This is a genomic window from Agromyces sp. NPDC057865 (genome assembly GCF_042796995.1).
Taxonomy (GTDB): Bacteria; Actinomycetota; Actinomycetes; order Actinomycetales; family Microbacteriaceae; genus Agromyces.
Genome location: NZ_JBHVMJ010000004.1, coordinates 27,155 through 39,749 on the forward strand (window position 1 = coordinate 27,155; position 12,595 = coordinate 39,749).

Genomic DNA, 12,595 nt, shown 5'->3' on the forward strand with positions numbered 1-12,595 from the left:
CGTCGGAGCCTGGTCGGCGTCGGTCGGATCCGGCGTCAGGCGACGTCGGTGCCGGCGGCGATCTCGTCGACCGCGCCGTGGAGCGCCGCCTCGTCGGTCGCGCCGACGGCGACGAGCGAGAACGGCCGGGAGGCGAGGTCGGCCGCCAGCGCCTGCACGTCGTCGACGGTGACGAGCGAGATGCGGCGGAGGGCCTCGTCGAGGTCGGCGAACTCGCCGAGCGTGAGCTCGGCGCGTCCGAGCCGGGACATGCGGGTGTCGGAGTCCTCGAGCGCGAGCGCCGACGCGCCCGCGAGCTGGCCGGAGGCGCGACGCAGCTCGTCGGCGGTGACGCCGTGCTCGGCGACGCGCTCGAGCTCGGTGCGCATGAGCGCGGCGACCGTGCCGGCCTTGGCAGGGGCGCAGCCGGCGTACATGCCGAACAGCCCGGCGTCGGAGTAGGCGGGCGCGAACGAGTACACCGCGTAGGCGAGCCCGCGCCGCTCGCGCACCTGCTGGAACAGCCGCGACGACATGCCAGAGCCGAAGATCGCATTGAGCATGCTCATGGTCGAGCGGCGCTCGTCGGTCGCGACGATGCCGGGCACCCCGAGCAGCAGGTTGACCTGCTCGATGGGCCGCTCGACGACCGTCAGCGGTGTGCCGGTCGCGAGCGTCGCGGGCGCCTCGCTGCGGCGGTCGACGGGCGCGGCCTCGGTGCCGAGCTCCCAGCCGTGGCGGGTGAGCGCCGCCGTGAGGTCGGCGACGAGGGTGTCGTGGTCGACCGCGCCGGCGACCGTGACCACCAGGTCCTGCGGCCGGTAGTTGGCGCGGTAGTGGTCCCACACGGCGTCGCGGGTCGCGGCGCGGATGGTCGTCGGGTCACCGCCGATCGGGCGGCCGAGCGGATGCTGCCCCAGCACGGCCTCGAAGAACCGCTCGTTCGCGACGTCGGCTGGGTCGTCGCCGGCCATCGAGAGCTCCTCGAGGATCACGCCGCGCTCGTTGTCGAACTCGACCGGGTCGAGCAGCGACGACGTGAACATGTCGGCGAGCACCTCGACGGCCATCGGCAGGTCGCGATCCTGCACCTTGGCGTAGTAGCAGGTGTACTCCTTGGCGGTGAGCGCGTTGTGCTCGCCGCCGACCGCGTCGAACGAGATCGCGATGTCGAGGGCGGTGCGGCTCGTGGTGCCCTTGAAGAGCAGGTGCTCGAGGAAGTGCGTCGAGCCGTACGTCGCCGGGTGCGCGGCATCCGCGTGCTGCTCGTCGCGCGAGCCCACGGCGACCCAGAAGCCGACCGTGACGCTGCGGCTGCCCGGCACCTGCTCGGAGAGGACCCGGACGCCCGACGGGAGCACGCTGCGCCGAACTCGCGCGTCGCCTGCTGCCGTGAACGAGAGTTCGGCCTGGCCGAGTGGGAGGTCGACGGCGCCGTTCATCCCGAACAGCCTATGCCACGACGTCCCCGATGGGCAGGACGAGACCTGTCGGCGCGGCTCGCCGCGCGTCGGCGGCCTCGGCTCAGGCGGACGCGCGGTCGAGCTCGACGAGCTCCGAGCGGTGCAGCTCCACGGATGCCGCGGCGATGAGCGCCTCGACCTGGTCGGATCGCGTGGCGCTCGCCACCGGCGCGACGACCGTGGGCTTGGCGAGGAGCCAGGCCAGCGCGATCGACGCGGGCTGCACGCCGTGCGCGAAGGCGATCTCGTCGACGGCGGACATCACCCGGTGGCCGCGACGGCCGAGGTGCTTGGCCACCCGGTGGCCGCGGGCGTCGTGTCGGACGTCGGAGCGACGACGCACCTGGCCCCCGAGGAAGCCGTTGGCGAGCGCGAAGTACGGCAGCACCGCGAGCCCCTGCGCGTGCGCGACGAGCTCGGTCGCGCCCTCGAACGGCTTGCGCTCCATGAGATTGTAGCGCGTCGTCAGCAGCTCGAACCGCGGCAGGCCGTTCGCGGCCAGCACGCGCGCCTCGATGAGGCGCTCGGGCGAGAAGTCGGCCGCGCCGATCGTGAGCACCTTGCCCGCCGTGATGAGCGCGTCGACCTCGCCGAGGCTCTCCTCGAGCGGCACCTCGGGGTCGTCGCCGTGGAAGAACAGCACGTCGATGCGATCCGTGCCCAGTCGCTGGAGCGAGTCCTCGACGGCGGCGCGGATGTCGACCGGCGCGAGGCCCCGGTGGTCGGGGTGGCGACCGATCTTGGTCATGATCCGCATGCGGTCGCGCGTGTTCCGCGTGCGCATCCACGAGCCGAGGATGCACTCGCTGCGACCCGCGGCGTAACTGTCGGCCGTGTCGATCAGGTCGCCGCCGATGCCGGCGAACCGGTCGAGCACGTCGTACGCCTCGTCGCGGCCGAGCGTCCAGCCGAATGTGCTGCCGCCGAGCGCGAGCGGATGCGTCGAAATGCCGGTGTCGCCGAGCGGGCGCCGCACGGGGACCATGATCGGTCCCGACATGGTGTTCGTCTCGACCGTCTCGACCCGCAGCGCCGAGGTCGCCGCAGCGGACGCCGTGACGCTCGCCGCGTCGTCGACCGCGGTCGTGATGCCGTCCTCGACCAGCGTCGCCCCCGCGACGCTCGCCTCGTGGGCGCGGTAGCTATGCCGTCGTGCCACGCGCTCCTCCTCCCCAGGATTGACTCCGAGGATACGTCCTCGGGGTACCTGTCCCCCGGCGAACCCGCGAAATTCGGTGAACCGTTACCGAATCGTTTGCGGTGGCGGTACGGCGTGTCCCCCGAATCGAGGACCGAGCACGTGATATGTGCCCCCATCGGGGGGCGAACGACGTCCTCAGACGATTCAGTCCCGGTCGCGACGCACGACGGCCTCCGCCTGCTGGAGCAGCGGCGCGTCGACCATCGCGCCGCGGAAGGCGAACACGCCGGGCTCGTCGGCGGCGGCCGCGAGCACGGCGCGCGCCCACTCCAGCCGTTCGGGATCGGGTCGATAGGCTTCGCGCACGACGTCGACCTGCGACGGGTGGATGCACGCCGTGGCCGCGAACCCGACCGCCGCGGCATCCGTCGCCTCGGCGCGCAGGCCGTCGACGTCGGCGATCTCGAGGTGCACCGTGTCGATCGCGGCGACGTCGTGCGCGCCCGCCGCGAGCAGCACCTGGGACCGGGCGTGCGTCGCAACGTCGCGGTACCGGCCGTCGGCGTGCCGGCTCGAGGAGCCGCCCAGCGACGCGACGAGGTCCTCGGCGCCCCACATGAGCGCGGAGACGTTCGGGAGCGCGGCGACTTCGGCGGCGGCGAGCACGCCGCGCGCGGTCTCGCAGAGTGCGACGACCTCGTACTCCTCGAGGTCGACGAGGTCGGCGGTGCCCTCGCACTTCGCGAGCATGACGGTGCGGTACGCGGTGCCGGCGAGCGCCGCGAGGTCGTCGACGAAGTACGGGCTCCCGGCCGGGTTCACGCGCACGATGACGCGCTCGGGGTCGAGGTCCGACTCGACGAGCGCGATGCGCGCGTCGCGCTTGTCGGCGTCGGCGACGGCGTCCTCGAGGTCGAGGATCACCGCGTCGGCCCGCTCGAGCGCCTTCGCGTAGCGGTCGGGACGGTCGGCCGGGCAGAACAGCAGGGCCGGGCCGAAGCGGAACGGCGGATGCGTCATCCGTCGCTCCCGGATGCCGCATCGGTCGTGGATGCCGCGGCGGCGCGCTCCCCCGCCTCGCGCGTCCACACGAGCATGGTGCGCGACGCCGTGGCGACGACCACGCCGTCCTGGTTGCGCGCGGTGTGCCCGAGCACGACGATGCCCTCGCCGGGTCGCGACGACGACAGGCGCTTCGACTCGACGACGCTCTCGCCGTAGAGCGTGTCGCCCACGAACACCGGGTTCGGGAACGCGACCGCCCCGAACCCGAGGTTCGCGACGAGCGTGCCCTGCGTGAGCTGCCCCACGGACTGCCCGACGAGCGTCGACAGCGTGAAGAGCGAGTTCACGAGGATCCTGCCGAACGGCTGGCGCGTCGACCAGGCCGCGTCGAGGTGCAGCGGCTGCGGGTTCATGGTCAGCGTCGTGAAGAGGACGTTGTCCGCCTCCGTCACCGTGCGGCCGGGGCGGTGCAGGTAGCGCACGCCCTCCTCGAACTCCTCGAACCAGAGTCCGCGCTGCACGACCTCGCGCATCGGGGCATCCGTCATGACGCTCCCCTCCTTCCCGGCGGCCGAGCCGCCCTAGCCGGCCAGCCCGAGCTCGCGGGCGATGACCATGAGCTGCACCTCGTTCGTGCCTTCGCCGATCTCGAGGATCTTCGAGTCACGGTAGTGCCGGGCCACGGTCGTCTCGTTCATGAAGCCCATGCCGCCGAAGATCTGGGTCGCGTCGCGGGCGTTCAGCATGGCGGCGTCGCTCGAGACGAGCTTCGCGATCGCGGCCTCCTTCTTGAACGGGAGGCCGGCGTCGGCGCGCCGCGCCGCGTCGTGCCAGGCGAGGCGAGCGGTGTGCACGCGGGCCTGCATCCCGGCGATGGTGAACGCGATGTACTGGTGGCTCGCGATCGGCACGCCGAAGACGTTGCGCGTCTTCGCGTAGGCGAGGGCCTCGTCGAGGCATCCCTGGGCCGCACCCGTCGCGAGTGCGGCGATCGCGATGCGTCCCTCGTCGAGCGCCTGGAGGAAGTTGGCGAATCCGCGGCCACGCTCGCCGAGCAGGTTGGCGGCCGGCACCCGGACGTCGTCGAACGTCAGCGGGTGGGTGTCGGAGGCGCGCCAGCCGGACTTGTCGTAACCCGGCCCGACCGTGAAGCCGGGCGTGTCGTTCGGCACGATGATCGTCGAGAGCTCCTTCGAGACGGAGCCGTCGGGGCGCGTGCGCTCCCCGGTCACCGCGGTGACGGTGACGAATCGGGTGATGGGCGTGCCCGAGTTGGTGATGAACTGCTTCGAGCCGTTGATGACCCACTCGTCGCCGTCGAGCACGGCCGTCGTCCGGGTGGCTCCGGCGTCGGATCCGGCCTCGGGCTCGGTGAGGCCGAAGCCCGCCAGGGCGCGGCCCGCCACGAGGTCGGGCAGGAACTCGGCCTTCTGCTCGTCGGTGCCGTGACGGTAGATCGGCATGGCACCCAGGCCGACGCCGGCCTCGAGGGTGATCGCGATCGACTGGTCGACGCGGGCGAGCGCCTCGATCGCGAGGCACAGCGCCATGTAGTCGCCGCCCTGGCCGCCGAACTCCTCGGGGAACGGCAGGCCGAAGAGCCCGAGCTCGCCCATCTGCGCGACGACGTCCATCGACAGCTCGTGCGTGCGGTCGGCCTCGTAGGCCTGCCGGGCGACGACGGTGTCGGCGAACTCGCAGACCATGTCGTACAGCTGCTGTTCCTCGTCGGTCAGGTCGTGCATGGTGCTCCTCATTCCTGGTCGGATGCGTTCGCCACGGCGCCCTCGTGAGGGCCGTCGGTCGATTGGGGTTCGGATGCCTCGGGGTGCGGCTCGATGCGGGCGACCGCCTGGTCGCGGCTCACGAGGTCGCCCACGGCGACGCCGAGCCGCACGGTGCCGTCGAAGGCGGCGACGACGCGGTGCTCCATCTTCATCGCCTCGATGGCGACGATGGCGTCGCCCTCCTCGACGCGGTCGCCGTCTGCGGCGAACACCGCGGTGACGGTGCCCGGCATGGGGGCGCGCAGCTCGGGCTCCGCGGCGAGTCCGCCGCGCTCTGCCGCGGCGCGTCGTTGCTCGGCGCGCGTGCGACGGTTCACGCGCACGAAGGCGACGGACTCGCCGTCGCGGTGGACCCAGACCGCTCCGTCGTCGCCGATCCGGACGACCTCGTCGGCCGAAGCGGATGCCGCGGCGCCGTCGGGTTCGGCCGCGACCGCGCGCACGTCGTGCGGATGATCGCGCGGCGCGAGCAGCACCTCGAGCGGGCGCGCGGTGCCCGGACGCCAGCCCGCGGCCGACTGCCAGGTCCGCGGTCCTGCCGCGATCGACCCGAGCCGGCCTGCGACGTCGTCGCTCGCGAATCGGTGCGCGGCCGCCTCGACGAGCGACGGCGACAGGTCGGTCGCGTCGGCCTCGGGCATCCGATCGATGAGTCCGGTGTCGAGGTCGCCGGCCTGCACCGCGGGATCGGCGAGCAGGCGGCGGAGGAAGGCGATGTTCGTGTCGACGCCGAGCACGACGGAGTCGGCGAGCGCGCGGTCGAGCCGGCCGATGGCCTGCGCGCGATCGGAACCGTACGCGATCACCTTGGCGATCATCGGGTCGTAGTGGGCGGTGATCTCGAGGCCCTCGTCGATGCCCGCGTCGACGCGCACGCCCTCGCCGACCGGCGCGCGCCAGGCGAGCACCTCTCCGGTCGACGGGAGGAAGCCGCGGTGCGGCGTCTCGGCGTAGACGCGGGCCTCGATCGCGTGCCCGTGCAGCTCGACGTCCTGCTGCGCGACGGCGAGCGGCTCGCCGGCGGCGATCCGCAGCTGCTGCTCGACGAGGTCGATGCCCGTGACGAGCTCCGTCACGGGGTGCTCGACCTGGAGCCGGGTGTTCATCTCGATGAAGAAGAACTCGTCGGACGCGGCATCCGATACCAGGAACTCGACCGTGCCCGCACCGAGGTAGTCGACGCTGCGCGCCGCGTCGCACGCCGCCTGTCCGATGCGCGACCGGGTCTCGGGATCGAGCAGCGGCGAGGGCGCCTCCTCGATGACCTTCTGGTGGCGGCGCTGCAGCGAGCACTCGCGCTCGCCCAGGTGGATGACGGTGCCGTGGGCGTCGGCCAGCACCTGCACCTCGATGTGCCGCGGGCGCTCGATGAGCCGCTCGATGAGCATCGTGTCGTCGCCGAATGCGGCGAGGGCGATTCGGCGGGCCGCGGGCAGCGCGGCGGCCAGCTCCTCGGCGTCGCGCGCGACCTGCATGCCCTTGCCGCCACCGCCGGCCGAGGGCTTCACGAGCAGCGGGAATCCGACGGACCCCGAGGCGGCGATGAGCGCCGCGTCGTCGAGGGTGGGGTCGGCGATGCCGGGCACGGTCGGCACGCCGGATGCCTCGACGTGCCGCTTCGCGCGGATCTTGTCGCCCATCACCTCGAGCGCCTCGACGCCCGGACCGACGAACACCAGGCCCGCGTCGCGGCACGCCTCGGCGAACCCGGCGTGCTCGGAGAGGAAGCCGTAACCCGGGTGGATCGCCTGGGCGCCGGTCGCGAGCGCCGCGGCGACGATGCGCTCGGGGTCGAGGTAGCTCTCGGCCGCGGGGGCCGGCCCGATGCGCACGGCCTCGTCGGCGAGACGGACGTGCGGTGCATGGGCGTCGGCGTCGGAGTAGACGGCGATCGAGCGGATCCCGAGGCGGCGCAGCGTGCCGATGACCCGCACGGCGATCTCGCCGCGGTTGGCGACGAGCACCCGGTCGAAGGGTCGCGAGCCGGCGTTCGGCGCGGCCTGCGGCGTCGGTTCCGATGCCCGATCGGGCGGGCTCGTGAGCGTGACCATCCGCGCCTCTCTGCGACGTCGTCCGCGCGCCATCCAGTTAGCGCGCACTAACTGGATTCGATGTTAGCGGTCGCTAACTGAAATGACAAGAGGACTAGCGGCCGACCTTGCCGAACAGCCCCGCGATCGGCGCGAGCAGCGACGGCCGAGCGGCGACCCACGCCGCGGCGATCACCACGAGCGAGGCGACGAAGATCCAGAAGCCGAGCCAGCCGTCGGCGTCGCTCGCCGCGTACATGTGGTTGAGGTTGCGCAGCGCCCCGGTCAGGAAGACGAGCGTGACGTGCACCACGATGAACGCGACGAAGTAGAGCATCACCGGGAAGTGCACGGCCCGTGCCCACTCGACGGGATACACGCGGTTGAGCGTCGTCGCGTTCTTCGGCCACAGGCCCGACATGCGCACGCCGGTGATCGCCGCGAGCGGCGCCGCGACGAAGATCGTCACGAAGTACGCGAGCACCTGGAGGCTGTTGTAGTTGACCCACCCGTTCTCGAGCGGCCAGTCGAGCGACAGGTACTGCAGGCCGGCCGAGATCGCATTCGGCACGACCTCCCAGCTCGTCGGCACGACGCGCATCCACTGTCCGGTCGCGAACAGCAGCACCACGAAGACGAGTCCGTTCACCAGCCACAGGATGTCGAGCGACTGGTGGAACCACAGGTTGAGGCTGATCCTGCCCTGCCCGCCCTTGGCCCACCTGGGCGTCCAATAGGCCGGGGGCCGGCGCTCGGTGCGCACCTGCAGCCCCGAACGGATGATGAGCACGATCAGGAACACGTTGAAGAAGTGCTGCCAGCCGAGCCACGCCGGCAGTCCCACCGGCGCGCCCTCGGGGAGCGGCGTCTCGCCGGGGTAGGTCGCGAGGAAGTCCTGCATGAACTCGAGCCCGATGAACCAACGGGTGAGCTGCACGACGATCGTCGCGGCGCCGATGATCGCGAGGATGCCGACGACGGAGGCCCCGACCCACTGCTTCATGGTGAGGCGGCCGTATCGCTTCGGGCCGGCGGAGGCCGCGGGTGCGGGCGTCGCGGCCGACTCGGCTGACTGCGGGGGCGCCGCGGGCGCGGTCGCCACGGATGCCGCGGGAGCCGGGGCCGTGGGGGCGGGCACGGCGGGCGGCGCCACCTCCGCTTCCCTGGGCGGTGCGGATGCCGCCACTGACGCCGCGGGCGCGGGCTCGGCGGGCGCTGCTGACGGCTGCGATTCCGAGGCCGGCACCACCGGCATGGCCTCGGCGATCGGTGCGACGACGGACGCGGGCGGCCACGGGTCTCCCCCGGCGACCCTCGGGAGCCCGCGGCGAAGTCCGGTGGCCGTCGCGGCCGCCGAGGCTGCTGCGGCAGCGGCGACCGGAGCGGGCTGCGCGGCAGGTGCCGCGGGAACGGCCAACTCGGCGATGGGCTCCGCGGTGACGGCGGGCGCCGGCGTCGGCGCGGCATCCGTCACCGCGGCATCCGCCACCACGGCCTTCGCAGCGACGATCGCCTCGCCGGTCACCGGCCACGACGCACCGCCGGGCACGCGCGGGAGCCCGCTTCGCAGCCGACGACCCGACGCCCCCGTGGCTGCGACGACCGGAGCTGCGGGCGTGGACGCGACAGGCGGCGCAGGCGTCGTCGCAACGGGTTCCGCGGCGATGACCACCGTGGCGGCCGCCGGAGCCGCGGAGGCCTCGACCGGCGCACCGACGAGACCGACCGAGGCTTCGCCGCCCGGCGGCCAGGGCTCACCGCCGCGCTGCCGAGGCAGTCCCCTGCGCAGGTTCCGCACCGCGGTCACGGGTCAGCGCTTCCGTTCGGCGAGCGCGCTGATCAGCTGCGGGACCACGGTGAAGACGTCGCCGACGATGCCGAAGTCGGCGACCTCGAAGATCGGCGCGTCGGGGTCCTTGTTCACGGCGACGATGTTCTTGGCCGTCTGCATGCCGGCGCGGTGCTGGATGGCGCCCGAGATGCCGAGGGCGATGTAGAGCTGCGGCGAGACCGAGACGCCGGTCTGCCCGACCTGGGCGCTCGCCGGGATGTAGCCGGCGTCGACGGCGGCGCGCGATGCGCCGACGGCGGCGCCGAGCGCGTCGGCGAGCTCCTCGACGAGGGCGAACTGCTCGGCGGAGCCGAGGCCACGACCGCCCGAGACGACCCGCTTCGCCCCACGCAGCTCGGGTCGGCTCGACGTCTCGGTGACGGCTTCGACCGACTCGATGGTGGCGGATGCCGCGCCCGACGCGGGCACCTCGAGCGACTCGAGGACGACCGGCCGTGCCTCGGCGCGCGCGTCGACGGCGCCCTGGCGGACGGTGACGACGAGCGGACCGAAGGTGGCCGCGGAGTCGACGTTGTACGCGCCTCCGTAGACGGAGTGGTGGGCGAGGACGCCCTCGTCGTCGCGCGCGACGCCGATCGCGTCCACGGCGATGGCGGCGCCGGTGCGGGCGGCGAACCGGCCGGCGACATCGCGGCCGTCGATGGAGTTCGAGACGAGCACCGCCTCGGGGGCGACGAGGGCCGCCGCAGCGGCGAGGGCGTCGACCTGCGGGATGGTGAGCTCGGACGGCGCCGACGCCGTCTCGACGGCGAGCACGCGGTCGGCTCCGAACGCGGCGGCCTGCTCGGCGAGCGACTGCGCCTGTCCGGGCGCGGTGACGGCGAGCGCGACGGGCGTGCCGACGTGCGAGGCGGCAGCGAGGAGGCCGGCCGCGCTCGTCGCGAGCTCGCCGGTCGGCGTCGCCTCGAGCAGGACCAGGATCGAGTCTGCGGGGAAGTCGGTCATGATCGTCCTCTCAGACCAGCCGGTTCTCGATCAGGAACTCCGCGATCCTCGTGCCGCCGTCGCCCTCGTCCGTGATCTTGGTCCCCGCGGTGCGCGGGGGCCTCTCGGCGATGGCGGTCATGATCGACACGGCGACGGACAGGTCCTCGGGGTCGATGCCCAGCTCGGTCGCGCTCAGCGTCTCGTACGGCTTCTTCTTGGCGGCCATGATGCCCTTGAAGTTCGGGAAGCGGGCGTCGGGGAGCGCCTCGGTGATCGAGATGACGGCCGGCAGTGGGGCGCGCACGCGCATGACTCCGCCGTCGACGTTGCGGGTTCCTGACACGGCGTCGGCCGCGATCTCGACGGACGAGAGGCCGGTCGCGTTCGGCACCTCGAGCAGCTCGGCGAGCATGGCCGGGATCACGCCGCCGCTGCCGTCGGTCGAGAGGTTGCCGGTGATGACGAGGTCGAACCCGGTGCGCCGGATCGCCGCGGCGAGCGTGCGCGCGGTGAGGCCCAGGTCCGCAGCCGCCAGACCGGGGTCGGCGATGTGCACGGCGGAGGCGGCTCCCATGGCCAGGCCCTTGCGGATGGTCGTCGCGGCGCTCTCGGCCGACATCGACAGGACCACCACCTCGGTGTCGTCGTGCCCGTCGGCGTAGCTGAGGGCCACCTCGAGGGCCCGCTCGCTGATCTCGTCGAGCACGGCCTCGCTGGCTGCGCGATCGGCGAGCCCCGTCTCGAGGTCGAGCTTGCGCTCCCCGTAGGTGTCGGGGACCTCCTTCACGAGGACGATGATCCTCATCGGGCCCCGCTCCCCGGCGTGCTCAGCATGACCATCGGCGCCTCTCTGCGACGTTGCCTCGCGCGCTCGCAGTGAGCGCGCCGAACCCGAACTAGGTTAGTGGCCGCTAACTGAAATGGCAAGCGACGCGCGGCGGGCGGGCGAGCGTGCACCGAGGCGATCAGCGAGCGCCGGATGCCGCGACGGCGTCGGCGAGGCGCTCGACCCCGAACTCGAACGCGCGATCGACGTCGCCGCCGAGCCGGAAGGCGCCGGCGAGCTCCATGCTCACGAACCCGTTGGCCCAGGCCGTGAACGTGCGGGCGGCGTCGAGCGCGTGCTCCTCGCCCGCCAGCTCCCCCGAGACCGCCACGACTGACGCGCTCGACCGTGCCAGCGAATCGGGATCGAGTCGTAGCTCCGCGCCGGGCGCGAAGATGAGCCGGAACGCCACCGGGCGTCGACGGGCGAACGCGCGGACCGCGCGCGCCATCTCCCGCAACCGCTCGCGCGGGTCGCGCTCGAGATCGCCCGCCACCGCGTCGACCGAGTCGCCGAGCTCGCGCAGCGTCGCGTCGGCCACGAGGGCCACGAGCGCGTCGCGGTTGCTCACGCGCTTGTAGAGCGAGGGCGCGCGCACGCCGACGCGCGTGGCGACCGCCTGCATGGTGAGGCCGTCGAGTCCGTCGCGCTCGAGGAGCTCGCGCCCCGCCTCGACGATCTCGGCGAGCGAGGTGCGATCGGGTGTCGGCATGGGGTCCTCCGGAGTCCGTCGGCGAGCGGTTCGATCATTGGCTATTGACCGTAGCCATCATAGCTATGTAGCATAGCTATCGTCCAGTCCGCTCACCCACATCGAGGAATCAGGATGCAACTCCGACCCCACCTCCACCGCGTCGGCAACGACATCGTCGCGGTCTACCTCGTCGACACACCCGAGGGCGTCACCGTCATCGACGCCGGCCTCGCCGGGCAGTGGTCCGACTTCACCGCCGAGCTCGCCGCCATGGGCCGCTCGGTCGACGACGTGCGAGGTGTCGTCCTCACGCACGGCGACAGCGACCACCTCGGCTTCGCCGAGCGCCTCCGCCGCGATCACGACATCCCGATCTACGTGCACGAAGCGGATGCCGCGCGCGCACGTGGCGAGGTCTCGACCAAGCCCGAGTGGGGGCACCTCAAGCTCGGCGCCACCGCGAAGTTCCTCTGGTACGCCATGCGCAAGAACGGCCTGCGCACGACCCCGGTCGCCGAGGTCGTCCCCGTTCACGACGGCGACGTGCTCGACCTACCGGGCTCGCCGCGGGTGATCGGGATGCCCGGCCACTCCCCCGGCAGCATCGCGATCCACGTGCCCGCCGTCGACGCGGTGTTCGTCGGCGACGCGCTCACCACGCGACACGTCCTCACGGGCGCGAACGGTCCCCAGCCGGCGCCGTTCACCGACGACCCCGCCGGGGCGATCACCTCGCTCCAGCACCTCGCCGGGATCGGCGCCACCTGGGTGCTGCCCGGCCACGGCACGCCGTGGGACGGCGGCGTCGACGAGGCCGTGCGGCGGGTCACCGAGGCGGCGGGGCATCCGACGGCCTGACTCGCGGTTGCGCCACTTCGACGCCGCCTGCGC

At 72.8% G+C, this 12,595-nt stretch carries 11 protein-coding genes; 1 reads left to right on the forward strand and 10 read right to left on the reverse strand.

From position 1 onward, the window contains the following. Positions 1 to 35: 35 nt before the first annotated feature. The 10 genes from ACFVN5_RS17895 to ACFVN5_RS17940 form a co-directional block, all read right to left on the reverse strand. Positions 36 to 1,421 carry a M16 family metallopeptidase gene (locus ACFVN5_RS17895; RefSeq protein WP_376956899.1) on the reverse strand — a complete coding sequence of 462 codons (1,386 nt, stop codon included), beginning with the start codon at positions 1,419 to 1,421 and terminating at the stop codon, positions 36 to 38. A gap of 82 nt (positions 1,422 to 1,503) precedes the next feature. Beyond that, positions 1,504 to 2,601 (reverse strand): aldo/keto reductase, encoded by a 1,098-nt coding sequence (locus ACFVN5_RS17900; protein WP_376956901.1) that lies wholly within the window; start codon positions 2,599 to 2,601, stop codon positions 1,504 to 1,506. A gap of 186 nt (positions 2,602 to 2,787) precedes the next feature. Beyond that, positions 2,788 to 3,603 carry an HpcH/HpaI aldolase/citrate lyase family protein gene (locus ACFVN5_RS17905; protein ID WP_376956903.1) on the reverse strand — a complete coding sequence of 272 codons (816 nt, stop codon included), beginning with the start codon at positions 3,601 to 3,603 and terminating at the stop codon, positions 2,788 to 2,790. After that, on the reverse strand, positions 3,600 to 4,136 hold the full coding sequence (locus tag ACFVN5_RS17910; protein WP_376956905.1) for a MaoC family dehydratase: 537 nt from the start codon (positions 4,134 to 4,136) through the stop codon (positions 3,600 to 3,602). The genes ACFVN5_RS17905 and ACFVN5_RS17910 overlap by 4 nt, the downstream gene beginning before the upstream one ends. A gap of 33 nt (positions 4,137 to 4,169) precedes the next feature. Next, positions 4,170 to 5,333, reverse strand: a complete 1,164-nt coding sequence (locus ACFVN5_RS17915; RefSeq protein ID WP_376956907.1) for an acyl-CoA dehydrogenase family protein — start codon at positions 5,331 to 5,333, stop codon at positions 4,170 to 4,172. 8 nt (positions 5,334 to 5,341) lie between these two features. Continuing rightward, on the reverse strand, positions 5,342 to 7,426 hold the full coding sequence (locus ACFVN5_RS17920; protein ID WP_376956909.1) for an acetyl/propionyl/methylcrotonyl-CoA carboxylase subunit alpha: 2,085 nt from the start codon (positions 7,424 to 7,426) through the stop codon (positions 5,342 to 5,344). Between the two features lie 94 nt (positions 7,427 to 7,520). Continuing rightward, positions 7,521 to 9,212 carry a cytochrome b/b6 domain-containing protein gene (locus tag ACFVN5_RS17925; protein ID WP_376956911.1) on the reverse strand — a complete coding sequence of 564 codons (1,692 nt, stop codon included), beginning with the start codon at positions 9,210 to 9,212 and terminating at the stop codon, positions 7,521 to 7,523. Between the two features lie 3 nt (positions 9,213 to 9,215). Next, positions 9,216 to 10,202: an electron transfer flavoprotein subunit alpha/FixB family protein gene (locus ACFVN5_RS17930; RefSeq protein ID WP_376956913.1), complete on the reverse strand. Its 987-nt coding sequence runs from the start codon at positions 10,200 to 10,202 to the stop codon at positions 9,216 to 9,218. A 10-nt stretch (positions 10,203 to 10,212) separates the two neighbouring features. Next, positions 10,213 to 10,989 carry an electron transfer flavoprotein subunit beta/FixA family protein gene (locus ACFVN5_RS17935; RefSeq protein ID WP_376956915.1) on the reverse strand — a complete coding sequence of 259 codons (777 nt, stop codon included), beginning with the start codon at positions 10,987 to 10,989 and terminating at the stop codon, positions 10,213 to 10,215. A 160-nt stretch (positions 10,990 to 11,149) separates the two neighbouring features. Further along, positions 11,150 to 11,722: a TetR/AcrR family transcriptional regulator gene (locus tag ACFVN5_RS17940; protein WP_376956917.1), complete on the reverse strand. Its 573-nt coding sequence runs from the start codon at positions 11,720 to 11,722 to the stop codon at positions 11,150 to 11,152. A 114-nt stretch (positions 11,723 to 11,836) separates the two neighbouring features. Between ACFVN5_RS17940 and ACFVN5_RS17945 the strand changes: the two genes are divergently transcribed. Continuing rightward, complete coding sequence (locus ACFVN5_RS17945) at positions 11,837 to 12,562, forward strand: MBL fold metallo-hydrolase (RefSeq protein ID WP_376956919.1); 726 nt, start codon at positions 11,837 to 11,839, stop codon at positions 12,560 to 12,562. Positions 12,563 to 12,595: the final 33 nt, after the last annotated feature.

Excerpts from the sequence above, each read along its gene's own strand:
- ACFVN5_RS17905 (WP_376956903.1), bottom strand. The coding sequence starts at position 3,603 with ATGACGCATCCGCCGTTCCGCTTCGGCCCGGCCCTGCTGTTCTGCCCG.
- ACFVN5_RS17930 (WP_376956913.1), bottom strand. The coding sequence starts at position 10,202 with ATGACCGACTTCCCCGCAGACTCGATCCTGGTCCTGCTCGAGGCGACG.
- ACFVN5_RS17945 (WP_376956919.1), top strand. The coding sequence starts at position 11,837 with ATGCAACTCCGACCCCACCTCCACCGCGTCGGCAACGACATCGTCGCG.
- ACFVN5_RS17910 (WP_376956905.1), bottom strand. The coding sequence starts at position 4,136 with ATGACGGATGCCCCGATGCGCGAGGTCGTGCAGCGCGGACTCTGGTTC.
- ACFVN5_RS17940 (WP_376956917.1), bottom strand. The coding sequence starts at position 11,722 with ATGCCGACACCCGATCGCACCTCGCTCGCCGAGATCGTCGAGGCGGGG.
- ACFVN5_RS17920 (WP_376956909.1), bottom strand. The coding sequence starts at position 7,426 with ATGGTCACGCTCACGAGCCCGCCCGATCGGGCATCGGAACCGACGCCG.
- ACFVN5_RS17915 (WP_376956907.1), bottom strand. The coding sequence starts at position 5,333 with ATGCACGACCTGACCGACGAGGAACAGCAGCTGTACGACATGGTCTGC.
- ACFVN5_RS17935 (WP_376956915.1), bottom strand. The coding sequence starts at position 10,989 with ATGAGGATCATCGTCCTCGTGAAGGAGGTCCCCGACACCTACGGGGAG.
- ACFVN5_RS17895 (WP_376956899.1), bottom strand. The coding sequence starts at position 1,421 with ATGAACGGCGCCGTCGACCTCCCACTCGGCCAGGCCGAACTCTCGTTC.